Origin of the sequence: Rheinheimera sp., from assembly GCF_036782235.1 — a bacterium.
GTDB lineage: Bacteria > Pseudomonadota > Gammaproteobacteria > Enterobacterales > Alteromonadaceae > Pararheinheimera.
Genome location: NZ_DAIPZL010000001.1, coordinates 120,946 through 145,406 on the forward strand (window position 1 = coordinate 120,946; position 24,461 = coordinate 145,406).

The 24,461-nt window shown below is 49.5% G+C and carries 20 protein-coding genes; 4 read left to right on the forward strand and 16 right to left on the reverse strand.

The window, feature by feature from the left end; genetic code table 11:
• Nucleotides 1-96 precede the first annotated feature (96 nt).
• Entirely contained in the window at nt 97-3,999 is a 3,903-nt protein-coding gene (gene purL / locus V7P87_RS00510; RefSeq protein WP_333795683.1) for a phosphoribosylformylglycinamidine synthase, read from the reverse strand.
• A gap of 152 nt (nt 4,000-4,151) precedes the next feature.
• Between purL and mltF the strand changes: the two genes are divergently transcribed.
• Both mltF and V7P87_RS00520 read left to right on the forward strand, forming a co-directional pair.
• A complete protein-coding gene (gene mltF, locus V7P87_RS00515; protein WP_333795684.1) occupies nt 4,152-5,651 on the forward strand; it encodes a membrane-bound lytic murein transglycosylase MltF in 1,500 nt (499 codons plus the stop codon).
• A gap of 104 nt (nt 5,652-5,755) precedes the next feature.
• Complete coding sequence (locus V7P87_RS00520; protein ID WP_260655652.1) at nt 5,756-5,923, forward strand: hypothetical protein; 168 nt, start codon at nt 5,756-5,758, stop codon at nt 5,921-5,923.
• Here V7P87_RS00520 and tadA read toward each other — a convergent pair.
• Entirely contained in the window at nt 5,920-6,468 is a 549-nt protein-coding gene (gene tadA / locus V7P87_RS00525; protein WP_333795685.1) for a tRNA adenosine(34) deaminase TadA, read from the reverse strand. The two genes, V7P87_RS00520 and tadA, sit on opposite strands and share 4 nt — an antisense overlap.
• Nucleotides 6,469-6,654: 186 nt before the next feature.
• Here tadA and V7P87_RS00530 point away from each other — a divergent pair, with 186 nt between their 5' ends.
• On the forward strand, nt 6,655-6,873 hold the full coding sequence (locus V7P87_RS00530) for a hypothetical protein (protein ID WP_333795686.1): 219 nt from the start codon (nt 6,655-6,657) through the stop codon (nt 6,871-6,873).
• Between the two features lie 106 nt (nt 6,874-6,979).
• Here V7P87_RS00530 and guaA read toward each other — a convergent pair whose 3' ends face one another.
• Together guaA and guaB are read right to left on the reverse strand one after the other, a co-directional pair.
• Nucleotides 6,980-8,557, reverse strand: coding sequence for a glutamine-hydrolyzing GMP synthase (gene guaA, locus V7P87_RS00535; RefSeq protein ID WP_260655649.1), 1,578 nt, complete (start codon nt 8,555-8,557; stop codon nt 6,980-6,982).
• Nucleotides 8,558-8,661: 104 nt separating this feature from the next.
• Complete coding sequence (guaB, locus tag V7P87_RS00540; RefSeq protein WP_333795687.1) at nt 8,662-10,131, reverse strand: IMP dehydrogenase; 1,470 nt, start codon at nt 10,129-10,131, stop codon at nt 8,662-8,664.
• Between the two features lie 145 nt (nt 10,132-10,276).
• On the opposite strand from guaB, the gene xseA reads away from it, so the two are divergent.
• The gene (gene xseA, locus V7P87_RS00545; RefSeq protein ID WP_333795688.1) at nt 10,277-11,623 is read left to right on the forward strand and encodes an exodeoxyribonuclease VII large subunit; all 1,347 of its coding nucleotides are present in this window, start codon (nt 10,277-10,279) and stop codon (nt 11,621-11,623) included.
• Between the two features lie 51 nt (nt 11,624-11,674).
• Here the strand turns inward: xseA and V7P87_RS00550 are convergent, their stop codons facing one another.
• The 12 genes from V7P87_RS00550 to V7P87_RS00605 all read right to left on the reverse strand — a co-directional run bounded on the left by V7P87_RS00550 (nt 11,675) and on the right by V7P87_RS00605 (nt 24,457).
• Complete coding sequence (locus tag V7P87_RS00550; protein ID WP_333795689.1) at nt 11,675-12,190, reverse strand: hypothetical protein; 516 nt, start codon at nt 12,188-12,190, stop codon at nt 11,675-11,677.
• Nucleotides 12,191-12,322: 132 nt separating this feature from the next.
• Nucleotides 12,323-13,798, reverse strand: coding sequence for a ribosome biogenesis GTPase Der (gene der / locus V7P87_RS00555; RefSeq protein ID WP_333795690.1), 1,476 nt, complete (start codon nt 13,796-13,798; stop codon nt 12,323-12,325).
• A 183-nt stretch (nt 13,799-13,981) separates the two neighbouring features.
• Nucleotides 13,982-15,178, reverse strand: coding sequence for an outer membrane protein assembly factor BamB (bamB, locus tag V7P87_RS00560; protein WP_333795691.1), 1,197 nt, complete (start codon nt 15,176-15,178; stop codon nt 13,982-13,984).
• 9 nt (nt 15,179-15,187) lie between these two features.
• Nucleotides 15,188-15,826: a YfgM family protein gene (locus tag V7P87_RS00565; protein WP_333795692.1), complete on the reverse strand. Its 639-nt coding sequence runs from the start codon at nt 15,824-15,826 to the stop codon at nt 15,188-15,190.
• 3 nt (nt 15,827-15,829) lie between these two features.
• The gene (gene hisS, locus V7P87_RS00570) at nt 15,830-17,110 is read right to left on the reverse strand and encodes a histidine--tRNA ligase (protein ID WP_333795693.1); all 1,281 of its coding nucleotides are present in this window, start codon (nt 17,108-17,110) and stop codon (nt 15,830-15,832) included.
• 68 nt (nt 17,111-17,178) lie between these two features.
• Nucleotides 17,179-18,291 (reverse strand): flavodoxin-dependent (E)-4-hydroxy-3-methylbut-2-enyl-diphosphate synthase, encoded by a 1,113-nt coding sequence (ispG, locus tag V7P87_RS00575; RefSeq protein ID WP_333795694.1) that lies wholly within the window; start codon nt 18,289-18,291, stop codon nt 17,179-17,181.
• A gap of 1 nt (nt 18,292) precedes the next feature.
• A complete protein-coding gene (gene rodZ / locus V7P87_RS00580) occupies nt 18,293-19,336 on the reverse strand; it encodes a cytoskeleton protein RodZ (RefSeq protein WP_333795695.1) in 1,044 nt (347 codons plus the stop codon).
• A complete protein-coding gene (gene pilW / locus V7P87_RS00585; protein ID WP_333795696.1) occupies nt 19,333-21,021 on the reverse strand; it encodes a type IV pilus biogenesis/stability protein PilW in 1,689 nt (562 codons plus the stop codon). The genes rodZ and pilW overlap by 4 nt, the downstream gene beginning before the upstream one ends.
• A 25-nt stretch (nt 21,022-21,046) precedes the next feature.
• Nucleotides 21,047-22,171, reverse strand: a complete 1,125-nt coding sequence (locus V7P87_RS00590; protein ID WP_260655638.1) for a bifunctional tRNA (adenosine(37)-C2)-methyltransferase TrmG/ribosomal RNA large subunit methyltransferase RlmN — start codon at nt 22,169-22,171, stop codon at nt 21,047-21,049.
• Between the two features lie 184 nt (nt 22,172-22,355).
• Nucleotides 22,356-22,787, reverse strand: a complete 432-nt coding sequence (ndk, locus tag V7P87_RS00595) for a nucleoside-diphosphate kinase (RefSeq protein ID WP_296300264.1) — start codon at nt 22,785-22,787, stop codon at nt 22,356-22,358.
• A gap of 171 nt (nt 22,788-22,958) precedes the next feature.
• Complete coding sequence (locus V7P87_RS00600) at nt 22,959-23,372, reverse strand: phosphate ABC transporter substrate-binding protein (protein WP_333795697.1); 414 nt, start codon at nt 23,370-23,372, stop codon at nt 22,959-22,961.
• Nucleotides 23,373-23,386: 14 nt separating this feature from the next.
• Nucleotides 23,387-24,457 carry a porin gene (locus tag V7P87_RS00605; protein WP_333795698.1) on the reverse strand — a complete coding sequence of 357 codons (1,071 nt, stop codon included), beginning with the start codon at nt 24,455-24,457 and terminating at the stop codon, nt 23,387-23,389.
• Nucleotides 24,458-24,461 lie beyond the last annotated feature (4 nt).

Below are 24,461 nucleotides of genomic sequence, written 5' to 3' on the forward strand. Positions count from 1 at the left end.
ACACCTGAAACCTACCGCAATAAAAAACCAGCCGCAGCTGGTTTTTTACAAACACAGATTGGCGCTATTGCCGCAGCAAATCACGCCAGGCTGACATTACCCCAGCCAAACCCGCGCGTTACGGAACATCCGCATCCACGGGCTGTCTTCCTGCCATTCATCCGGATGCCAGCTGTTGCTGACGGCGCGGAATACCCGCTCAGGGTGTGGCATCATAATAGTGGCACGGCCATCTGTGGTAGTCAGAGCGGTAATACCATTTGGCGAACCGTTCGGGTTGTTCGGGTACTGCTGCGTCACCTGACCATAGTTGTCAACAAAACGCAGCGCCACTATACCTTGTTGCTCCGCGGCGGCCAAAGCAGCAGCGCTTGCAAACTCGGCATGACCTTCACCATGCGACACCGCAATTGGCATCTGTGAACCGGCCATACCCGCCATTAATACAGATTGGCTTTGCTGCACTTGCACCAGGCTAAAACGCGCTTCAAAACGGTCTGACTTATTGCGCACAAAACGTGGCCATAACTCAGCACCAGGGATCAGCGTTTTCAGGTTAGAGACCATCTGACAACCGTTACACACGCCCAGCGTAAAGGTGCTGTCACGTTCAAAGAAACGGGCAAATTCGCTGCGGGCTTTGTCGTTAAACAGAATAGACTTGGCCCAGCCTTCACCGGCGCCTAAAACGTCACCGTATGAGAAACCACCACAAGCCACTAAACCGTTAAATTCTGCTAAACCACGACGACCAGACAAAATATCCGACATATGCACGTCAACCGCAGTAAAACCAGCGCGGTTAAAGGCTGCGGCCATTTCCACATGAGAGTTCACACCCTGCTCACGCAGCACAGCAATGCGTGGTTTTGCCCCTTTGAGGATATAAGGCGCTGCCACATCTTCATTTAAATCAAAGCTTAACTTCACGTTCAGGCCAGGATCGTTTTTATCTGACTTCGCCACAAACTCTTGTTTGGCACAATCTGGGTTATCACGCAGTGCCTGCATCTGATAGGTGGTTTCTGCCCAGATAGAACGTAAACGGGTGCGTAAATCGCTGAAAATAACCTTGCCATCACGTTGTACCACCAGCTCATCGCTGTTGTTGACAGCGCCTAACAGATGGCTGTTGGCCTGCAGGTTAAAGCTCGCCAGCACTTGTTGTACATAAGCAAGATCACTGTCAGCCACCTGAATAACAGCACCTAACTCTTCGCTAAACAACAGCGCTAAGTCGCTTTGGCTGTTTTGGCCTAAAGCCGCAACATCAACTGTCCAGCCCGCTTTACCGGCAAAAGCCATTTCTGCCAGCGTTAACAGCACACCACCGTCTGAACGGTCATGGTACGCCAGCAGTTTCTGCTCTGTGGTCAGCTTCTGAATGGCATTAAAGAAATTGATTAACAAATCTGGTGTGGCTAAATCCGGTGTCGTCTCGCCCAGCTGTTTGTATACCTGAGCTAAACAAGAAGCACCTAACCGGTTTTCGCCCAAACCTAAATCAATCAGCAATAACGACGACGCGCCTTTGTCAGTGCGCAGTTGTGGCGTCACTGTTTTACGCACATCTTCAACCCGGGCAAAAGCGGTAATCACCAGGGATAATGGTGACGTGACAGCTTTGTCTTCGCCGTTTTGTTGCCATTTGGTTTTCATCGACATCGAGTCTTTACCGACCGGAATCGTCACTTCCAGCGCTGGACATAATTCTTCGCCAATAGCTTTAACTGCGGCATATAAACCAGCGTCCTCACCCGGGTGACCGGCAGCAGACATCCAGTTGGCAGAGAGTTTAATGCGTTTGAGCTCGCCAATATCAGTGGCTGCAATATTGGTAATAGCTTCTGCCACTGCCAGACGTGCAGAAGCGGCAAAGTCTAACAGCGCCACAGGTGTACGTTCACCCATCGACATGGCTTCACCATGATAGGTGTCCAGTGCCGCTGTGGTGACAGCGCAGTTAGCCACAGGCACCTGCCATGGGCCGACCATCTGGTCGCGCGCCACCATACCAGTCACTGAACGGTCGCCAATGCTGATTAAGAAAGTTTTTTCAGCGATGGTTGGTAAACGCAATAAACGCTCAGTGGCATCTTTGATACTGACACCGGCAAAATCCAGCTTTTTACCCGCACCTTTGGCACTTGTCACGTCACGGTGCATTTTTGGAGCTTTGCCCAGTAATACTGACAACGGTAAATCAATAGGCATATTGCCAAAGTGTTTATCTGACAGTGTTAAATGCTGCTCAGCTGTGGCTTCACCCACCACCGCATAAGGCGCACGTTCACGTTTACAGATTTGCTCAAACACCGGCATTTTGTCGGCCGGAATGGCCATCACATAACGCTCTTGTGATTCGTTACACCAGATCTCCAGCGGCGACATGCCTGGTTCATCATTGGGTACGTTGCGCAGCTCAAATTTACCGCCAACACCACCGTCGTTGACCAGTTCAGGGAAAGCGTTGGATAAACCACCGGCACCCACGTCGTGGATAAATACAATAGGGTTGTCTGCGCCCAGCTGCCAGCAGCGGTCAATCACTTCCTGACACCGGCGTTCAATTTCCGGGTTTTCCCGTTGTACTGACGCAAAATCTAAATCTTCCGCCGACTGACCTGAAGCCATCGACGAAGCGGCGCCACCACCCAAACCGATATTCATCGCCGGGCCACCTAACACCACCAGCTTGGCACCAACAGGTAACTCACCTTTTTGCACATGTTCAGCACGGATATTGCCTAAACCACCGGCCAGCATAATTGGCTTGTGGTAACCACGCACTTCTTCACCATTGTGGCTTGGCACTTTTTCTTCGTAAGTACGGAAATAACCTAAAATATTCGGCCGGCCAAATTCGTTGTTAAAAGCAGCGCCACCCAGTGGGCCTTCAATCATGATATCAAGCGCGTTGACAATACGGTCTGGTTTGCCAAAGTCGCTTTCCCACGGCTGTTCAAAACCCGGGATACGTAAGTTAGACACCGAAAAACCAACCAGACCGGCTTTTGGCTTAGAGCCAACCCCTGTTGCACCTTCGTCACGGATTTCACCACCAGAACCAGTGGCCGCACCAGGGAATGGTGAAATAGCGGTTGGGTGGTTGTGGGTTTCAACTTTCATCAGCACATGAATGTCTTCATGGTGATATTGGTATTCCTGTGCATCAGGCGTGGGGAAAAAACGGCCTGCTTTGGAACCAACCATCACAGCGGCGTTATCTTTATAGGCCGACAACACATAATCCGGCGTTTTTTCGAAAGTGTTTTTAATCATTTTAAACAGCGACTTGGGCTGTTTTTCACCGTCTATAGTCCAGTCGGCGTTAAAAATTTTGTGACGGCAGTGCTCAGAGTTGGCCTGCGCGAACATATAAAGTTCGATGTCATTTGGATTGCGGCCCAGCGCGTTAAAGTTGCTGACCAGATAATCAATTTCATCTTCAGCCAGTGCTAAACCCATGCGGATATTGGCTTCAACCAGTGCTTCACGGCCACCGGCTAAAATATCAACTGAAGCTAAAGGTGCAGGTTCAGCTTTGCGGAACAGCGCCTGTGCCTGATCAAGTTCGGTAAACACCGACTCCATCATGCGGTCATGTAATAAAGCGGCCAGTTGTTTGTGCTCTTCGGCCGTTAAAGTACGGCTGGTGGCGACATAATAAGCCAGACCACGTTCTAAGCGTTTGATTTGATTTAAACCACAGTTGTGTGCAATGTCAGTGGCTTTGGACGACCAGGGCGAAATAGTGCCGGGTCTTGGTGTCACCAACAATAAAAATCCTGTTGGTTGATGGCTGGTGATGGTTGGTCCGTAGGTCAATAATTTGTCTAGTACATGCTGCTGTTCGGCAGTTAATTCGCCGGTGACATCGGCAAAATGGACAAACTCGGCATAAATTTCGGTGACAGGTAACGCCGCTTTGGCGCATTGATCGATGAACTTTTGAATTCTGAACTCGGACAGTGCTGGTGCACCACGCAGGATCAACATAGGCTTTTTTCCCGTGGGTTGAACGTCGATGGAACCTCAAATCAGGCGCTGCATTATATAGAAGAACCAGCATAAAGGGTATGAGTAAAAACTGACGACAAGGCGGAATTTTGATATAACTGGCGGCTCAATTTTGTAAAAGGCCTGAAAGAATGCGTTGGAAAGTGCTGTTGCTAGTACTGATGATCATGCTGATGCTGAGCCTGGCTGCTTGTACGCCAGCGCCTGAGCCTATGCATTTACATCAGATTTATCAACGCGATAGCATCAGAGTCGGCATTTTAAACGGCCCTACCAGTTATTATGTAACCGCCGATGGCGCCACAGGTTATGAATATGAACTGGCGGTGGCACTCGCGGAAAAACTGGGTGTGAAATTAGAGCTGGTCCCCAGCTTTCATTTAGAAGAACTACTGGAAAAACTGCGCACCGGCCAGGTGGATGTGATTGCGTCGGGTTCCACAGTTTCTGAAAGTTTGCGCGCCCAATACCGGCTGGCGCCGGCCTACCAGTGGAGCGACGAAGTACTGGTATTTCGTCAAACTGAAAAAAAGCCCAAGTCGCTGGCCGAACTCAGCGCTCCGGTGGTGGTATTAAAAGGCTCCAGTCAGGCAGAAACCATGCTGAAAAAGCAGGCAGAATTGCCTGAGCTGGCGCTTAGCCTGAACGAAACAGACGATGCCACTGAATTATTGCAACAAGTGGCCGATGGCAAAATTCAGTACACTGTGGCCGACTCCCACTTGTTGGCGATCAATCAGCGTTTTTATCCCAATCTTGGTGTCGCCATGGTGCTGAAAAGCCAGCAGCCGGTGGCCTGGTTATTGGCAAAAAATAATGACGACTCACTGATGAGCGTGCTGGTGGAATTTTTTGGCCGCAGTTACGAAGGTGCTGAATTATTAAGTCTGGAAGATAAATATTTTGGCCATGTCCGGCGTTTTAACTATGCCGACACCCTGGATTATATTGAAGCCATAGATAAAGTGTTACCGCGTTACCGCGCGCTGTTCGAGCAACATTCCGGCAATTTAGACTGGCGTTTGCTGGCCGCTATTGCCTACCAGGAATCGCGCTGGGACCCTAAAGCCCGCAGCCCACAAGGGGTGGTGGGTATGATGATGCTCACCGTGAACACCGCAAACTCGATGAAAGTCACCAGCCGGGTAGATGCAGCACAAAGCATCAGAGGTGGCAGTAAATATCTGCAAAAACTCATTGATCGGATGCCGGAGCGGGTAAAAATGCCGGACCGGCTCTGGTTTGCGCTGGCCGGCTACAACATTGGTTATAACCATGTGGAAAGTGCCCGGATGCTGACGGAAAAAGACGGTGCTGATCCGGATAAATGGGCTGAAGTTAAACAACGTTTATCATTATTGCGCCAGCGGAAATATTACAGCCAGACCCGCACCGGTTACGCCCGGGGCGACCATGCGGTTTATTACGTGGAAAATATCCGCCGTTATTTTGATACCCTGCTTTGGGTTGATGAGAAAAAACAAGCCGAATTAAAAATTCAGCAACAAAAACAAAAACTGGCGGAAGAATACGGCGAACAACTCGAAGCCGCTGCAAATAAACCGGCCAGCAAAAACACTAAAAAACAACCTGACAACAAAGGTAAAACTGGCTCAGAACGCAAAAACTAACCACAGCAACACCAGATCCGGGCTGTTAGCCGTCAAGCCAGCTTGAGATCAACACTGGTGCTGTTTATAGTTGCGCTTCGTTTTACCCTCAGCTGGAGTGCTGCATGCTTAAACGCAAAAGACCTAAAATGTTAAAAAAGCGCCGCATTATGGATGTTGGTGCTGTTCGTCGTCGTATTAAACGTAATGTGGCCGTGCTCAAACTGCATCGCCGGCAACGTAACTTCCAGACCATACTGCAATCTGAACAACAAAACGAAGCCGTTAGCTAACTTTCACTGTTCCCCTGATTTTCCGGATCCTGTGCCTGTCGTAAAGCTTTGGCCGCTTTATGTTCCTGCCGGCGACGCCGGAAAAAACTGGACAGTTTGTCGGCGCATTGCTCAGCCAGCACCCCGGAAGTCACTTCCAGCTGATGATTCAGCACCGGATGGCGCACTAAGTCTGTGACTGAACCAGCGGCTCCGGTTTTAGTGTCAAAAGCGCCAAACACCAGTCTTTTCACCCTGCTGTGCACCAGCAAGCCGGCGCACATAGCACAGGGCTCCAGTGTCACATATAAAGTGGTGTCCAATAACCGGTAGTTCTGCACCCGCACAGCCGCCTCACGGATAGCCAGCATTTCGGCATGGGCCGATGGGTCATGCCGGCAGATCGACATATTCCAGCCTTCGCCAATCACCTGATTGTCTTTGACCAGCACAGCCCCGACCGGAATTTCGCCGGCTTGTTCGGCTTTGTCGGCAAGCGCCAACGCATAGTGCATCCAGCGTTCATCAGTTTGCTGCTCAGTGACAACTTGTGGTATTTCGGACATCACACTACTTATCAAAATCCCGGGGATGAAAAATTTTACCACCAGCCACTGACAAATTTGACTATTTTCTGGTGAAGTTGCTAAATCCGTGAAAAGATGTTTTTACAACTTATTGTTTTTATTAAGTTATAACTTTGGTATAACAATTGCCTTTCCTCCTATCATTTCAACAATAAGGGAAACATCATGGGTATATTTGATATTGGTTTTGTTGCTGTGGTTTTGGCTTTTGCTTACGCTTTTTATGAGCAGCGCAATAAAACAAAAGTGAAGTTACAAAATGCCGGCGCCGGCAGCGAAGCCTTACAACAAGAAATTGCAGATTTAAAACAAAGAGTGGCGACACTGGAAGCCATAGTGACCGACAAATCTTATCACCTGAAACAACAAATTAATCAGCTGTAATACAAAGCTGAACAACAAAAGAAAGTGCAAGCACTGCGGATAAAAAAAGGAGCCATTTGGCTCCTTTTGTATTTGCTCAGGCCGTCAAAACGCGCCTGCGCTCGACTTATTCCCACTCAATAGTGGCTGGTGGTTTACCAGACACGTCATACACCACGCGGGAAATGCCGTTTACTTCATTAATAATACGGTTCGACACATGACCCAGCAGCTCGTACGGCAGATGCGCCCAGTGCGCTGTCATAAAATCAACGGTTTGTACCGCGCGCAGCGACACTACCCAGTCGTATTTACGGCCATCGCCCATCACACCTACTGATTTTACCGGCAGGAATACAGTGAAGGCCTGGCTGACTTGCTCGTACCAACCGGACTTATGCAACTCTTCAATAAAAATTGCATCGGCTTTGCGCAGTAAATCACAATATTCTTTTTTCACTTCACCCAATACCCGCACCCCTAAACCTGGGCCTGGGAACGGATGACGGTACAGCATGTCGTAAGGCAGACCAAGCGCCAGACCTACTTTGCGCACTTCGTCTTTAAAAAGTTCACGCAAAGGCTCAACCAGGCCCATCTTCATTTCGGCCGGCAAACCACCCACGTTATGGTGCGACTTAATCACATGGGCTTTACCGGTTTTTGAGGCGGCAGACTCAATCACGTCAGGATAAATAGTGCCCTGTGCTAACCATTTGGCGTTGGTTAATTTTTTTGCTTCTTCGTCAAAAACTTCCACAAAAACACGGCCGATAATTTTGCGTTTGGCTTCTGGTTCATCCACACCTTTCAGTGCGTCGAGGAAACGATCTTCGGCTTTCACATGGATAATGTTCAGACCAAAGTGGTCACCAAACATATCCATCACCTGCTGGCCTTCGTTCAAACGTAACAGGCCGTTATCGACAAAAACACAGGTCAGGTTTTTGCCAATGGCACGGTGCAGCAACATGGCAACCACGGATGAATCCACGCCGCCGGACAAACCTAAAATCACCTGATCGTCGCCCACTTGTTGTTTGATGTTCACAATGGCGTCATCAATGATAGTGGCCGGCGTCCAGAGTTTTTCACAACCGCAGATATCAACAATAAACTGTTCCAGCATCCGCAGGCCCTGACGGGTATGTGTGACTTCAGGGTGGAACTGTACACCGTAAAACTGTTTGGCTTCGTTGGCCATGGCGGCATGCGGGCAAGTTGGCGTTTGGGCTGTGGTGACAAAACCTGCTGGAATTTCAACAACTTTGTCGCCATGACTCATCCACACATCTAATAAACCGTGGCCTTTGTCATTAACGTGATCTTCAATACCGGCAAACATCGGGTTCGAAGCAATCACTTCCACCTGGGCATAACCAAATTCACGTTTATCTGAACTGGCCACTTTACCACCCAGCTGCTCTGCCATGGTTTGCATGCCATAACAAACACCAAGCACTGGCACATTGGCTTCAAACACATACTGCGGTGCCCGCGGTGAACCTGCTTCGGTCACACTTTCAGGGCCGCCGGATAAAATAATACCGGTTGGGTTAAATTCAGCGATTTGCTCTGCAGTGACATCCCAGGCCCACAGCTCACAATACACGCCAATTTCGCGGACACGACGCGCGATCAACTGGGTATATTGCGAACCAAAATCGAGGATCAGGATACGATGGAAATGGATATTTTTGCTCATATCAACCTTGTGTTGGTAGCTGGCCGGAGTGCTCCGGCTGGAAAACTACGCCGGCATGCACCAGCGATAAAAACAACGCCGGCATGGCTGCCGGCGTTTTTAACTTAGCCAATACGGTAGTTTGGCGCTTCTTTGGTAATTTGCACATCATGCACGTGTGACTCGCCCATACCAGCAGAGGTCACTTTGACAAACACTGGTTTGGTACGCAGCACAGCAATGGTTTCACAACCGGTCAGACCCATAGATGAACGTAACCCGCCCATCTGCTGGTGAATGATGTTTTCGATTGGACCTTTGTAAGCAACACGGCCTTCAATACCTTCAGGTACCAGTTTTTCCGCATTGTTGCTGCCCTGGAAATAACGGTCTGAAGAACCATTACGCTGTGCCATGGCGCCCAACGAGCCCATACCACGGTAAGATTTGTAATAACGGCCCTGATACAACTCTACTTCGCCCGGCGCTTCTTCAGTACCGGCAAACATAGAACCGACCATCACACAATGAGCGCCGGCTACTAAAGCTTTGGAAATATCACCGGAGAAGCGGATACCACCATCGGCAATAATACAAACATCAGTGCCTTTTACCCCTTCCACTGCATCGGCAATAGCAGTGATTTGTGGTACACCACAACCAGTGACAATGCGGGTGGTACAGATAGAACCCGGGCCGATACCAACTTTGACTGCGTTAGCACCGGCGTCGGCCAGTGCTTTGGCGCCTTCAGCTGTGGCCACGTTACCGGCCACAATTTGTAAGTCAGGGTACAAAGCGCGGGTTTGTTTTACCCTGTCAATCACCCCTTGCGAGTGACCGTGGGACGTATCAATCAGCAGAATATCGACACCGGCTTCCACCAGCGCAGCAATACGCTCGTCAGTACCTGGGCCCACCCCCACAGCTGCACCAACCCGTAAACGGCCAAACTCGTCTTTACAGGCATTTGGTTTACTGGCGGCTTTGTAATAATCACGAACGGTAATTAAACCTTTAAGTTTGAAGGCATTATCAACCACCAACACTTTTTCGATGCGGTGTTTGTGCATTAAGGTCAGGGCGTTTTCGCGTGGTGAATCTTCATGCACTGTCACCAGACGCTCGCGTGGTGTCATCACAGAAGCAATAGGCGCCTGCGGGTTTGATTCCACATTTAAATCACGGCCAGTGACAATACCCACCAGATTATGATCAGCATCCACCACTGGGAAACCGGAAAAACCGTGTTGTTGTGACAGCTGCTGTACGTCACGCACTGTTTGTTCAGGACGTACTGTCACAGGGTCAGATACCACACCACTTTCGTATTTTTTCACTTTACGAACGTTGGCCGCCTGCTCTTCAATCGTCATGTTTTTATGGATAAAACCAAGACCACCTTCCTGTGCTAACGCAATAGCAAGGCGTGCTTCGGTCACTGTATCCATCGAGGCAGACACCATCGGGATATTCAGAGTGATTTTGCTGGTCAGTTGAGTTCGCAGATCTGCGGTATGGGGTAACACTGTGGAGTGCGCCGGCACAAGTAACACGTCGTCAAATGTGAGGGCTTCTTTCACGATCCTGAGCATTGCAACAATCTCGCTGTGTGAGTTAAATATCGGGGAATGTTGCGGCGCTATTTTAGTCGCTTTCGCGCACAGTCACAACGCATTTTTTACTTTTGTGGTAGATTAGCCAAAGTTTTCGCTACAGCGCTTTGTCAGAACCCAAGCTATGCAACAAGCCGATATCTACACAGTTTCCCGGTTAAACTCCGAAGTTCGCCTCACCTTAGAGCTGCAATTCCGTCAGTTATGGCTGGTGGGTGAGGTGTCAAATTTTGTCGCGGCAAGTTCAGGGCATTGGTATTTTTCGCTGAAAGATCAAGCGGCTCAGGTGAAAGTGGCGATGTTTAAAACCAGCAACCGCAACGCCGTTTTTACTCCACGCAATGGTCAGCAGGTGATGGTGCGGGCCCGTATCAGTGTCTATGAACCCAGGGGTGAATATCAGCTGCTGGCCGATTTTATCGAACCGGCCGGTGATGGTTTATTAAGACAACAATACGAGCAGCTTAAAGCCAAACTGGCCGCTGAAGGCTTATTTGCGCCGGAACGGAAAAAAGCCCTGCCGCTGCAGGTGAAAAAAGTAGGTGTGATCACCTCCCCTACGGGCGCTGCTATTCGCGACATTTTAACTGTGCTACAACGCCGTGCCCCGGCGCTTGAAGTGATTATTTACCCTTCTTTGGTGCAAGGCGCCCAGGCCGCTGGCGATTTAACAGCGGCACTGCAGCATGCCATTCGCCGCAACGAATGTGATGTTCTGATCATCGGCCGGGGCGGTGGTTCAATAGAAGACATGTGGTGTTTTAACGACGAAACCCTGGCCCGCACTATAGCAAACTGCCCTATTCCTATTGTCAGTGCTGTTGGCCATGAAATTGATTTTTCCATCAGTGATTTTGTTGCTGATGTTCGTGCCGCCACGCCTTCAGCAGCCGCTGAACTGGTGTCACCGGATCAGCAGCATCAGTTGCAGGTCTTGCTGCAATTAAAACAACGTCTGACGCAGAGCATACGCCAGCGCTTGGGGCAAAAAGCCCAGCTGTTTTTACATCAGCACAGTAAACTGCAGCTGTTACACCCGGCCAGAAGATTACAACAGCAGCAACAGCGGCTCGATGAATTGCAGATCCGTCTGCAACAGGCGATGCAACACAAACTGCAACAGCACCACCAGCAGTTACAACTGCAGCACAAAGCGCTGTGGTTGTTATCACCAGAGCAACAGCTCAAACGTCAGCAACTGAAACTGCAACAGCTGCAACAAAGGCTGACACTCAACCTGAACCAGCAGCTGCAGAAAAAGCAGCAACAATGGCAGGCCCTCAGCCGTGAATTGCACACCGTCAGCCCGCTGGCAACGTTACAGCGCGGTTACAGCATAGTGTTTGATGCCAAGAGCACTGTGGTGAAGTCGGCATCACAACTGCAGTCTGGTGATAAAGTCCGGCTCAAACTGGCTGACGGTGATATTGCCGCCGAAGTCACAGAGGTCAGCATACCGCCATCTCAGTGATAACCCGGTACCACTAAGGGTAGAATCAACGGCTGTGGTGGTGGCCAGGCTTTAACACTGCGCTAAAAAACGCTGTAACAACTGCACCCGCTCAGGGCGCTGAAACAGCTGATAAAGTTCAAGCCAGTCGTCCGCCAACATCCAGGGCAACTGATGCCTCCACTCAAGGCGTTCTGGCTTAAATTGCCAGCAGTGCAGTTGCTGAGCCTGCTGCACCCTGATCCCGGCCATTACATCCACTTCAACCCCTTCGGTACTCACAAAACGGGCAAAAGCTTCACTCTGATACTGCGGATGTGGGGGGACCTCGACCGGAGTCAGGCTTGCAGCAAGCGCGGCCTTCAGCCGCGGAAAGTCAGCCAGACTGCAGACCAGATCAAGATCACGTGCTGTGTTGAGTAAGCCTAACTCCAGCAATAATAAACTGCCGCCAATACCAAAAGTGATGCCTTCAAGACTGGGTTGTAATTGCTGTGCCAACTGAAAAGGGGCACTTTGCTGCAAGAGCTGCAAAGTTGCTGGCACTAGGTCAGTTTGAACCGTCGCGGTATCAGGGGTTCTGCTCATTAAGATTGCTCCGGCAAAAGCCGTTTTATCATGTTTGGGCTGCAGTTGCAGACTTGTCATCATAAATACCGGGCATCAATTCACAACAAAAAACCGCCAACAGGCGGTTTTTTATCAGAACAGCGGCCATTATCAGCCTGACTGGCCTGGTTTCTTTTTATTCGCCAGATTCGCCCGCGCTTTTAAAATACGCTCACGTTTATATTGCTGATTTGGTGTTAAGGTGTTGCGACGCTCCGCAAATGGGTTGTCACCACCACGGAACTCCACCCGCACCGGTGTACCCATCATTTGCAGCGATTTTCGGAAATAATTCATCAGATAACGTTTGTACGAATCCGGTAAATCTTCCACCTGGTTACCGTGAATAACAATCAGTGGTGGGTTGTAACCACCGGCGTGAGCGTATTTCAGCTTGACCCGGCGGCCTTTCACCAATGGCGGCTGGTGATCTTCCTGCGCCATCATCATAATTTTGGTCAGGAGCGCTGTGCTGACCCGGCGGGTGGCAGAATCAAAAGCTTCTTCCACAGATTCAAATAAGTTACCAACACCTGAGCCGTGCAGTGCTGAGATAAAATGCAAACGGGCAAAATCGATAAAACCTAAACGACGATCCAGTTCACGTTTCACTTCATCTTTAATGCCATCGTCCAGGCCATCCCATTTATTGACGGCGATCACCAGAGAACGGCCGGCATTGAGTACAAAACCTAAAATACTTAAGTCCTGATCTGAAATACCCTGGCGGGCGTCCAGCACTAAAATCACCACGTTGGCATCTTCAATAGCCTGAAGTGTTTTGACCACCGAAAACTTTTCCACCATGTCGTCAATTTTGCCACGACGACGCACACCAGCGGTGTCAATCAGGGTGTACTTGCGATCGCCTCTTTCCATAGGAATATAAATGGCGTCCCGGGTGGTGCCTGGCATATCAAACACAATCACCCGCTCTTCACCCAGAATACGATTGGTTAAGGTGGACTTACCCACATTAGGCCGGCCGACAATAGCCAGTTTAATATGCTGATCCCTCTCGGCTTTTTCAGCATCTTCGTCAACAACAGGTTCTTCCCCTGCTTCATAAGCCGCTAAACGGGCCGCCTGTTGTTCAGTTAATAACGGCACCAGCGCCTGTTGCAGCAGGTTGGTGACACCCCGACCATGGGCAGCAGCAATAGGATACACTTCACCAATACCTAAGCTGTAGAAGTCGGCAATAGCGCTGTCGGCATCCAGACCATCGGTTTTGTTGGCCACTAAAAACACAGTTTTATTAATACGGCGAATATGGTTGGCAATGGCGATGTCAGCCACTGTGGCACCGGCACGGGCGTCCACCATAAAAAGAACCACGTCGGCTTCGTCAATGGCGCGCAGCGACTGCTCGGCCATTTCCAGTTCAATACCTTCTTCACTGCCGTCGATACCACCGGTATCCACCACAATAAACTCCAGGCCTTCGTAATCGACTGAGCCGTATTTACGATCCCGCGTCAACCCCGGAAAATCCGCCACTAAAGCATCGCGGGTGCGGGTGAGACGGTTAAATAATGTAGATTTGCCGACATTAGGACGGCCAACCAGGGCGACTACCGGTAACATGTAAATTCCTCAATACTAAGGGCTACCTGTTTCAGGTAGCTGGATTTTTACCCTCAGGGGTAAAGTGCAGCAGCATGCTGCCTGATACAGCTTCAACGCTGCTATCAGTAAAAAATGACGGTCTTTTACAACAAAAAAACAGGCCTGCAAGCAGGCCTGTTTCTGCAAATGTACTTTTTGCGTTTATTCAGGCACGTTCAGTAAGGTGATTTCACCGTTACGGCTTTGCAATAATAAATGCTCGCTGGTGGTAACAGCTTCAGCATAAAAGCCTGAACTGTCAAACTCATGCCGCGCCAGATATTCACCGCTGGTTTTGTCAAACCAATGCAGATTGCCTTCGTTATCACCCACTACTACATACTTTTTGTACACTGCAGGCGCTGTGACAAAATGTTTATGCAATGTCAGCTGAGCCCAGGTTTCCAGACCGGTACGGGCATCAACGGCGTACAACTTACCAACAGAATCAACCAGATAAAGAACGTTATTCTCTAACACCATATCGCGGAAACTGGCATATTCACGTTTCCACATTACACGGCCACTGCGTAATTCCATCGCGACCAGCTGGCCGTTGTAGGCAATGGCGTAAATTGTACCATTGTCCACTATAGGTGTCGCGTCTACGTCGATGATCCGGGCTAAATCAGTAGCACCTTTGGCGACAGTAATGGCTTCTTCCCAGGCAGGAACCCCTTTATCAGCGATTAAAGCGCCCACTTTGCCATTGCCGGTACCATAAATCACACCGCCACTTTGCGCCGACACCTGACTGATGCCACGCAAAGTTAAAATAGCGTTTTCGGTTTCGTGCATCCAGCGCTGCTCGCCTGTGTCTGGTTGCAGCGCAAAAATACGGCCACCACCGGTATTGACCAGCACTAAACCTTCAGCGGCAACAGGGGCTGCCAACACTTCACCTTTAACATTGACCGACCAGAGTTTTTCGCCGTTTTGTGGGTTCAGAGCAATCACCTGGCCGTCTTCGGTGCCCACAAAAACTTTGTCGAACCCTACTGAAACGCCGCCGCCAATTTTGGCAGAACGGTTATTCCACCAGTGGCTGATGCCACCAAACAAAGGCGCATCATCACCATCGCGTAAATCAACAGACCAAAGGTTGTCGCCGGATGCTAGGTCAAAAGCAGATACCTTGCCATCACGGCTTGCAGCAAAGACTTTGTTATCAAAAATGGCGGGTTTAAGTCTGGAGTCGTAATGCGCAATGCCATTGCCGACCGAACTGCTCCACACTTCGTTTGGCTCGACCTTGTTGCTGATCTCCGGCAGTACCAGCTCTTCTTCATCATTCGACGAACAAGCTGTTAACGCCAGCACCAGCATCAGCGGGGCCCAGGTTTTTACCGATAACTTCACAGCAACCTCTTAACCGGCGACGTGGGCCAGCTCGTTTAATTTAACTTGTAACAGCGGATTTTTACCCGCTTCAGACGCCGTTAACGCCGCCTGATATGCGGCTTTGGCTTTGCTTTCGTCTCCGGCTCTTAATAACACATCGCCTTTAAGCTCTTGCTGCTGAGCAACAAAACTTGCAGGTACTGTGGTCTCCAGTGTTTTTAACGCCGCTTCATAATTAGCTTGCTCCAGCTGCAAACGGGCCTGACGCAAAGTTGCCAGTGCAATCACTTCAGGCGCTTTACTGGTGGCAATCACAAAAGCCAGTTGTTTTTCAGCTGCGGCATAATCCTTCAAAAAGGCCGCTTCTTTTGCTGCAAGCAAGGCTGCAAGCACGCTGTAGCTGCTGCCTTTGTTGGCATCAATAAACTTTTGCGTTTCAACCAGCCAGGTAGCTTTATCAGCACCTTCAGCACTGGCCTGCTCAATTAACGCAGCATACTGACCAGATTGAGCCTCCAGAGCGCCCAGTTGTTGCGCCTGGTAATAGCGAAAACCATAAAGGCCGGCCAAACCAATAGCGATACCCGCCAGAATTGAAGTACCGTTGTTTTTCCAGAAACGTTTAATCGCTTCAACCTGTTGTTCTTCGGTGTTGTAAATTTCCATCCATCACTCCGTTACGACTGCATTGAGCACTGTGGCCAGCTCAGTTATTGCGACTGTTTGTTGTGGTTTGTCAGCTCTGAGCCATTTTAAGGTCACCTGACCGCTGGCCAGTTCGTCGTCACCCAATAATAAACCTACAGCTGCGCCAGACTTATCAGCCCGTTTTAATTGTTTTTTCAGGTTACCGCCACCGCAGTGCATCACAATGCGCTTACCCGGTAAGGCGTTGCGAAGCTGTTCGGCAACCGAAACTGCGGCAAGTTCCGCCGCTTCACCCAGTGGCATTAAATAAAGGTCTGCATTGTTACTGACCGCCGGCACTAAGTCCAGACTTTGCAGCAATAACACCAGCCGTTCCATGCCCATGGCAAAACCAACGGCCGGTGTGGCTTTTCCGCCAAGTTGTTCCACCAGACCATCATAACGACCGCCGGCGCAGACTGTGCCTTGTGAACCCAGGTTGGTGGTGACCCACTCAAATACGGTTCTGTTGTAATAATCCAGCCCGCGCACCAGACGCGGGTTGATCTCAAAGCTAATGCCAGCCGCGGTCAAACGCTGTTTTAAACCTTCGAGGTGAGAAGCAGATTCTTCATCCAGATGATCCAGCAACTGCGGCGCTTTTGACAACATCTCGGCCATAGCCGGATTTTTGCTGTCCAGTACCCGCAGTGGATTGCTGTGCAAGCGGCGCTGGCTGTCTTCATCCAGCAGTTCCTGATGCTGTTCCAGATAAGCCACCAGCTTGTCGCGGTAAGCGGCACGGGCAGCATTAGAGCCCAGTGAGTTCAGCTCCAGCTTGACATAAGGCGCCAGCCCCAACTGCTGCCATAACCGGGCCGTTAAAATAATCACTTCAGCGTCAATATCCGGGCCCTGCATACCAAAAGCTTCCAGACCAAACTGATGGAACTGACGATAACGGCCTTTTTGTGGCCTTTCATGGCGGAACATCGGCCCCATGTACCACAAACGCTGTTCCTGATTGTACAGCAGACCATGCTGATTACCGGCGCGCACACAACAGGCGGTACCTTCAGGGCGCAGGGTCAGGCTGTCGCCATTGCGGTCTTCGAAGGTGTACATTTCTTTTTCAACGATATCAGTCACTTCACCGATAGAACGTTTAAAAAGTTCGGTCATTTCCACAATAGGAAAACGGATTTCGTCATAACCGTAGCTGCTGACGGTACTTCTAATCATTTGTTCCAGATACTGCCACACCGGCGTATCCTGCGGCAGACAATCATTCATGCCACGAATTGCTTGGATATCTTTAGACACTTTTAATCCTGACTATAAATGGCCGGCCCGCAGATGCAGGCTGCCTTCAATTCAAATTCGGAAACTTGTTAATCCACAGCTTTGATATCAATCAGCTGTTTTTGCTGCGCCAGATAAGCACGGATCTGTTGTTCCAGCTGCTCGGCCACGCTGTCATTGTCGATGCGTAATTTTTGCCTTTCACCTTTAAGGTAAAAACCACTTTTGCGGTTGGCACCGGCCACGCCTAAATCGGAAATCAGCGCTTCACCCGGGCCGTTGACCACGCACCCTATCACAGAGACAGTTAAAGGGTCGACCACATCTTCGAGCCGTTGCTCCAGCTCATTCATGGTTTTAATCACGTCAAATTCCTGCCGTGAACAACTGGGGCAAGCAATAAAATTAATGCCGCGGGAGCGGATGCGCAGTGACTTTAAAATATCAAAAGCCACTTTTACTTCTTCAACCGGATCTGCTGCCAGAGAAATCCGTAAAGTATCGCCAATACCTTCGGCCAATAACATACCTAAGCCGATGGCCGATTTAACAGCACCGGCACGGGCGCCACCGGCTTCGGTAATCCCCAGATGCAACGGCTGTTCAATCTGTTTGGCCAGCAGTCGATACGCCCCCACAGCTAAAAACACATCGGACGCTTTGACACTGACTTTAAAATTATCAAAATTCAGCCGGTCTAAAATCTCGACATGGCGCATGGCCGATTCCACCAGCGCTTCAGGTGTTGGCTCGCCATATTTTTCCTGAATATCCGCTTCCAGTGAACCACCATTGACGCCAATACGGATTGGAATATTGTGGTCGCGCGCCGACTCCACCACAGCCCGGATGCGGTCTTCCCGGCCGATATTGCCAGGGTTAATTCGCAGGCAGTCCACCCCATACTCCGCCACCTTGAGCGCAATACGGTAGTCAAAGTGAATATCAGCCACCAGCGGAATAGGCGACTGCTGTTTAATCAGTTTAAAAGCTTCAGCCGCTTCCATAGTGGGCACAGACACCCGTACTAAATCAGCACCCGCTTTGGCAATGGCCTGAATTTGTGCCACAGTAGCGTCTACATCTGTGGTTCTGGTGTTGGTCATCGACTGCACTGCAATAGGTGCGTCACCGCCGATCAGCACATTGCCAACACGGATTTGTTTTGATTTGCGGCGGATAATAGGACTTTCTGCAAACATATTAAGGCTGTCCACCTAAGGTTAAACGTGCGACCCGTCCGGCGGCATAACCAGACAAATCAACAGCGACATCATTGAATTGCACTTTGGCTGCTGCCGCATTGCCAAGCAGTACTTTAAAAGGCGCAGTACCGGTTAAAACGTCATTTTGACCGGCCTGACGGGTGCCATAAGCCAGTCTTTTGCCGGTGGCATCTGTCACTTCCAGCCAACATTCGGCGCTAAACTGCAGGTTTAAGCGGGCAGAGCCTGCACCTGCTGCACTGTGGTTCTGTGCTGCATTGGCTGCTGGGGTTTCAGTTGCAACAACCTCGTTTTGTGCAGGCTGAGCTGGCGAACTTGCGACAAGCTCCGGCTGATTTTGCGTTGGCGTCGCACCGATCTGCGGTGATGTATTGGCAGCTGTTGCTGCAGTGCCGGTGTCAGTGCCAGCATCAGTGACTTGCTGTGTCTCAGTATCGCTGACAGCATCTGCAGGAGTAGCGGTATTTTGCGCTGCAGTTGCAGGCACAGAAGTATTTTGTGTTGAGTTCAAATCGGCCTGTGCAACATTGGCATCAGGTTCAGCTGGCGTTGCAGCTATAGTGCTTGCCAATTCAGCAGGTGTCAGTTCAGGCAAAACGGTCACAGGTTTGGAATCGAGCAGATGGGTTTGCCAGAACCAGACCAGAAACAACCCTATCAATAGTACCACCAGCAAATAACTGGCAAGCATAAATCTGTTATCCACAGCATCCAGACTGGCTTTATTGGAAAAGCTGTGCATTGGTTTGGCCTGGTTGCGTAAATAAGCCGCCTGTAATTCAAAGTTGGCCAGAATTTCTTTTTCCGGCAATTTCATTAATCTGGCATAAGCCCGCAGATAACCCCGGATGAAAGTGGCTGAGACTGCAGGATCCCACTGTTCTGCTTCGATCTGTTCAATCTGGCTGACTTTCAGCCGCAATTGACTGGCAACTTCAGCTGTGGTCAGGCCGCGCTGTTCGCGGCTTTGTTTTAGTAGGGCGCCAACTCCGCCCTGTTGTGATTGCGCTTGAGTACTCATAATGACGAAGTGGCAGGATCCCGAAGATAAATCGTTTGACCAATCGACAGTGGCTGGTCCACCGTCATGTTGTTCCATTTTAATAAGGTATCAAGTTTGATGTTGTATTTATAAGAGATGCTGAACATCGACTCACCGTCTTTCACCTGATAGGTGGCAGGGATATCCTCACTCGCTTTTTCCATCGCAGGCCTTGTTGCTGCAGAAGTTTCCCCTGTAGTTGCGGTTAACTTCAACACCTGCCCTGTTTTAATCAGCGCTGCATTATTCAGATTATTCATCGCCTGCAACTCAGACACCGATAAACGATATCTGCTGGCGATACTGTACAGGGTTTCACCGGCAGCAACTTTGTGGGTCCGTGGCGCAGTTTCTGCCGTGGCTGCTGAAGATATGTTCTGATCTGGTACAGCTTGTACAAGCTGCGCGGCTTGCTGCTGTTGCGGAACAATTAACACCGTACTTTCTGTGTTTACTGCAGCATTTGGTTCTGCCGATACAACCGCAGGAACCTGAGCTGTCATCGTTTCTGCAGGCATAGGCTCGGGAGCAGCCAGTGCCGCCAACTCTTCAGCATCTGAGTTGCCGCTCTTTGATGGAATAATGCTGCTATCCGCAGCGAGCTGATCTGCCCCTGTGACTGGTTCAGATGCGGCAGGTTCAGGATTTCCTGCTACAGCGGCAGTGTCCGTGCTGGCCAATACTTCGGTGGGCGGTGTTTCAGCAGGCAACTGAGTGTCAGGTAACGCTTCAGCTACTGCGGGTACAGCAACAGTTTGGGCGGCAGCTGCAGACTTCCGTTTGACAATTTTCATTTTAGGTTTGTCGCTGCTGGACACTTTTGCAGAAGCTTCAGCATCCTGCATCAATGAACTTTTATAAGCCTTACGCATTTGCTCCGGTTTGCTCTGGCTAAAATCACTGGCCAGCAACATAGCGGCTTCGCTGCTACTGGGGTAGACAGACAACAGGAATTTTTCCGCCGTTTGTTGTTCAGTCACATCACCGCTGTAATAAGCCACTATATAACGTAATAAAGTGGCTTCCGGTGATACCTGTCCCAGCTGATGTAAACGACCTTGCCATCTTTTTGCTTCCGCCAGATTACCCATGGCATATTCCATCACCGCCATATTGTACAAAGCAGAGCTGCGGTTACTGTTGTGTTGCAACGACTGCTTCAGATACTGGTGATACTGAATATAGTTTTTTTGCTCCAGCGCACACAAAGCCAGGTTTTCATAACTGTCGGCTACCCGGATATAACCCGGTCTTTTAATGGCGGCTAATAATAATTCTTCAGCTTGCTGGTATTTTTGGTGCTGACATAAAAAAGCACCAAAGTTGTTATAGGTGTCGGCGTTATTACTGTCTTTGCGTAAGGCACTGCGGTAGGAATCTTCGGCTTGTTTCAGCTCGCCTACCTGCTCGTAATAGTAGGCCAGCGCGTTGTCAATTTCGGCCAGATCCGGTGCCAGCTGTTTGGCTTTTTCCAGATTATATTTCGCCTGAGTATTATCACCACGCTGCAAATAGTTTAAACCAAGCGACATCCGGGTGCGGGCGGCTTCCTTCATGTCCGTACGAGGTTGTCCCGGCCTGTCATTGCCCACAATGGTAGATTCAGACACACAGCCGCTTAACAGCAGCAGGAAAACACAACCAGCAACCGAAATTTTTCGCATCTTGGTGCACTAATCCTTGTAGTTATCACACTATTTTTACGGAAATCGCCTCACCTTTCATCTGTTTTTTCGCCAGACGTTTAGTGCGGTCAATCACATCACCCACCAGCTGACCACAAGCAGCATCTATGTCGTCGCCTCTTGTTTTGCGGACCATCACAGTAAAACCGTGTTCCTGCAGCACTTTATTAAAACGGTCAATGCGTGAATTGCTTGATCTTTTATAAGGCGATCCCGGATAAGGGTTAAATGGAATCAGGTTAATTTTTGACGGCGTGTCTTTTAACGCTTTTGCCAGCTCGTGCGCCTGTTCCATACTGTCATTGATGCCCTCAAGCATCACATATTCGACAGTCACTTTATCATTGGCTCTCGAATCTTGCACATATCGTTTTGCCGATGCCAGAAATTCTTCCATCGGATATTTTTTGTTGACTGGCACCAGCTGGTCACGCAACTCGTTATTGGGTGCATGCAGTGAAATGGCCAAAGCCACATCAATTTTATCTTTTAATAAGTCTAAAGCCGGCACCACACCAGAGGTGCTTAAGGTGACACGGCGTTTAGACAAGCCAAAACCGTAATCTTCCAGCATCAACTCCATCGCCGGCACCACGTTGTTCAGGTTCAGCAATGGCTCGCCCATCCCCATCATCACCACATTGGTGACAGGTTTAACGTCGGTATCACCGTAAGAACCAATGATTTGGCTGACACGCCACACCTGACCAATAATTTCCGACACACTCAGGTTACGGTTAAAACCTTGTTGTGCTGTAGAGCAAAACGAACAGTCCAGCGCACAACCGACCTGAGATGACACACACAAAGTACGGCGATCTTTTTCCGGGATCCAGACAGTTTCCACTTCCTGACCGCCTTTGAGTCCCATCACAAACTTGATAGTGCCGTCGGCACTGTCCTGACGTGTTACCACCACAGGAGCCTCAATCACACAACTGCGTTTCAGTTTCTCACGCAAGTCTTTGTTGATGTTGGTCATTTTGTCAAAATCATCAATGCAGAAATGGTAAATCCATTTCATCAGCTGATCGGCGCGGAATGGTTTTTCGCCCAGAGACACCAGAAACTCTTTCATCTGCTCGCGGGTTAAATCTAACAGATTGACTTTGTTTTCAACTGCGCTCATGTGGGGTTACTCCTGGTCTGACTTAGGGGTCTGGCGGTTGGATTTTGTCTGTGTCATCAACAGGTTGAGACAGATAAAATACAACCGGGTTCACTTCTTTAAAAACAGTACAACAGATAGACAGAAAGGGGGCCATGCCCCCTTTCTGTTATTCAACCCAATCCTGGGCTGAATTCACCTTAACTTAGCGAGTGCGGGCACACAGCTCAGCGTCAGTGAAGAAAAACGCGATTTCACGGGCAGCTGAAGCAGCAGCATCAGAACCGTGAACTGCGTTTTCGTCGATGCTGGCAGCATAGTCAGCACGCAGAGTGCCGGCAGCAGCGTCTTTCGGGTTAGTAGCACCCATGATTTCGCGGTTTTTACGCACAGCGTCTTCACCTTCTAACACCTGAACCATTACCGGGCCAGAAGTCATGAAAGATACTAAAGCGTTGAAAAATGGACGCTCTTTGTGCTCAGCGTAGAAACCTTCAGCCTGTTCGCGGCTCAGGTGTAACATTTTAGCGGCAACAATACGTAAACCGGCAGTTTCAAAACGGTGGTAGATAGCACCGATGTGGTTTTTAGCTACTGCATCTGGTTTTACGATTGAAAAAGTACGTTCTAAGGCCATCGAAGACTCCCTGAATATCTGATTAAATAACTGGTTAAAAATTAGCGGCCGCGAATTATACGCTATTGCTTATCAAATGCCTATTTGTGCATTAAAAAAATGCCGCTCCCGGCAAAACCCAATAAAAAAACCCGGCACTGGCCGGGTTTTTGGTTGAGTAGCAGGAAAAGGTTAAAACTTCGCCACAACTTTGACCGTTGCATCCACTGTTGCAGCGTCAATATAACCAATGGCATTGGCATCAGCGGCCACTGCCGCTTTCATCTCAGCGTCAGAATTTAACTCTTTTGGTGGCGTGCCTTTCCCGGTGAACACCAGTTTTGACCAATAAGCCTTCATCTGGCTGGACGATTTACCCAATACCTTGCTGTCAAAATCAGCACGGGCTGGGGCAGATTCAGACAAATTCAGTGGTGTGGCTTTATTGCCGTTATTAAAAGTGGCGCCGCGGCCGGTAAACAAACGGGTAATTTCAGCCTGATCAAGAGCAGCAGCATTTGACGGATGTACAATTACTGCTACTTCGGCAAATGCAGTGTTGGCAGCCAGCGCCGCAGTCAGCGTTATCACTTTGAACCAGTTCATGGTTTTCTCCAATACTAAAAAACTAAATCAACGCCCATGGTGATAGCTTTGCTGTCACCTGCCACTTGATTATTTCCAATGCCTTTATCATTCACGTCATCAAACTGAAATTTAAAGGCTGCTGAATTATGAAAATCCCAGCGCACGCCCACACTGGTGGTGTTGTGTTTTTCGCCTTCAGAATCAAAATCAGCATAAGAAACATAAGGGGTAAATTGTTGGATACGATAACCGGCTGACAACAAATAAGTGTCAAAGTCACTGCCATCCAGCGCCAGTCGGTTCACTTCGGACAATAACAACCAGTTGTTGTAGTCGATATTCATGGACAGGCCAGCAAAATTGCCTCTGCGGGTGTCTTCGCCATCCCAAAACACTCTTTGTCCGCCACTGTACCTTTCGTTCTGATAGGTCATATAGGTCAGGCGCAAATCAAACCAATCCCGGTTCAAACTGAGCACACCACCGACAATATCTTTCCAGATCTCGCGCACTGGTTCAGAGCCAAAAAACTCCGACAATAGTTTATTTTCGGTGTCGTCCTCACGACCTGTGTAGATATTGCCGGACACAGACCAATCACTGAGCTGATAGTTAAACTGGGCATTGACGCCGGTATAGTTAAAAATCTGCCAGGTGTAGTTGTCTGCCGGTGGCCGGATCCAAAGGTAGGCGTAACTGACATCAAAAAAGTCGGAATAATAATACAAAGGCAAACGTTTTTTGCCGGCCTGCAATGTCCAGTGCTCGTTCAACGTATAAGACAAATAAGCCCATTCAAAACCGGCATCAAAATCATCTGCGCCCCGCCCGACTAGCTGTGCCGTTGCTGTTAAACCTTCGGTTAATTCGGCGGTCATCTGCAAACCAAATTTAGAATCAGGTTTAAAGGTCCAGTCTTCCTCATAAACCCCAACGGTTGGATAATTGGCCAAAAACGTAGGTTCAAGACCAAACAGCGCCACGCCAGTGCCACTGGTTAGCTTACCTCCCATCACAGAAGCAAAACCAGAAATATCAACTTCAGCCTGAACCGGATAACTGCAGATAGCCGCCACCGCTGTCGTAAGTAAGAGCTTTTTCATGCTT

Bases quoted from the DNA above. Each gene is read 5' to 3' on its own strand.
- der (WP_333795690.1), bottom strand. From the start codon at position 13,798: ATGTTACCGGTAGTCGCCCTGGTTGGCCGTCCTAATGTCGGCAAATCT.
- pilW (WP_333795696.1), bottom strand. From the start codon at position 21,021: ATGCGAAAAATTTCGGTTGCTGGTTGTGTTTTCCTGCTGCTGTTAAGC.
- tadA (WP_333795685.1), bottom strand. From the start codon at position 6,468: ATGTCCGAAATACCACAAGTTGTCACTGAGCAGCAAACTGATGAACGC.
- V7P87_RS00530 (WP_333795686.1), top strand. From the start codon at position 6,655: ATGGGTATATTTGATATTGGTTTTGTTGCTGTGGTTTTGGCTTTTGCT.
- mltF (WP_333795684.1), top strand. From the start codon at position 4,152: ATGCGTTGGAAAGTGCTGTTGCTAGTACTGATGATCATGCTGATGCTG.
- V7P87_RS00550 (WP_333795689.1), bottom strand. From the start codon at position 12,190: ATGAGCAGAACCCCTGATACCGCGACGGTTCAAACTGACCTAGTGCCA.
- xseA (WP_333795688.1), top strand. From the start codon at position 10,277: ATGCAACAAGCCGATATCTACACAGTTTCCCGGTTAAACTCCGAAGTT.
- V7P87_RS00520 (WP_260655652.1), top strand. From the start codon at position 5,756: ATGCTTAAACGCAAAAGACCTAAAATGTTAAAAAAGCGCCGCATTATG.
- V7P87_RS00590 (WP_260655638.1), bottom strand. From the start codon at position 22,171: ATGAGCGCAGTTGAAAACAAAGTCAATCTGTTAGATTTAACCCGCGAG.
- V7P87_RS00600 (WP_333795697.1), bottom strand. From the start codon at position 23,372: ATGAACTGGTTCAAAGTGATAACGCTGACTGCGGCGCTGGCTGCCAAC.
- rodZ (WP_333795695.1), bottom strand. From the start codon at position 19,336: ATGAGTACTCAAGCGCAATCACAACAGGGCGGAGTTGGCGCCCTACTA.
- V7P87_RS00605 (WP_333795698.1), bottom strand. From the start codon at position 24,457: ATGAAAAAGCTCTTACTTACGACAGCGGTGGCGGCTATCTGCAGTTAT.
- purL (WP_333795683.1), bottom strand. From the start codon at position 3,999: ATGTTGATCCTGCGTGGTGCACCAGCACTGTCCGAGTTCAGAATTCAA.
- V7P87_RS00565 (WP_333795692.1), bottom strand. From the start codon at position 15,826: ATGGAAATTTACAACACCGAAGAACAACAGGTTGAAGCGATTAAACGT.
- ndk (WP_296300264.1), bottom strand. From the start codon at position 22,787: ATGGCCTTAGAACGTACTTTTTCAATCGTAAAACCAGATGCAGTAGCT.
- ispG (WP_333795694.1), bottom strand. From the start codon at position 18,291: ATGTTTGCAGAAAGTCCTATTATCCGCCGCAAATCAAAACAAATCCGT.
- guaB (WP_333795687.1), bottom strand. From the start codon at position 10,131: ATGCTCAGGATCGTGAAAGAAGCCCTCACATTTGACGACGTGTTACTT.
- guaA (WP_260655649.1), bottom strand. From the start codon at position 8,557: ATGAGCAAAAATATCCATTTCCATCGTATCCTGATCCTCGATTTTGGT.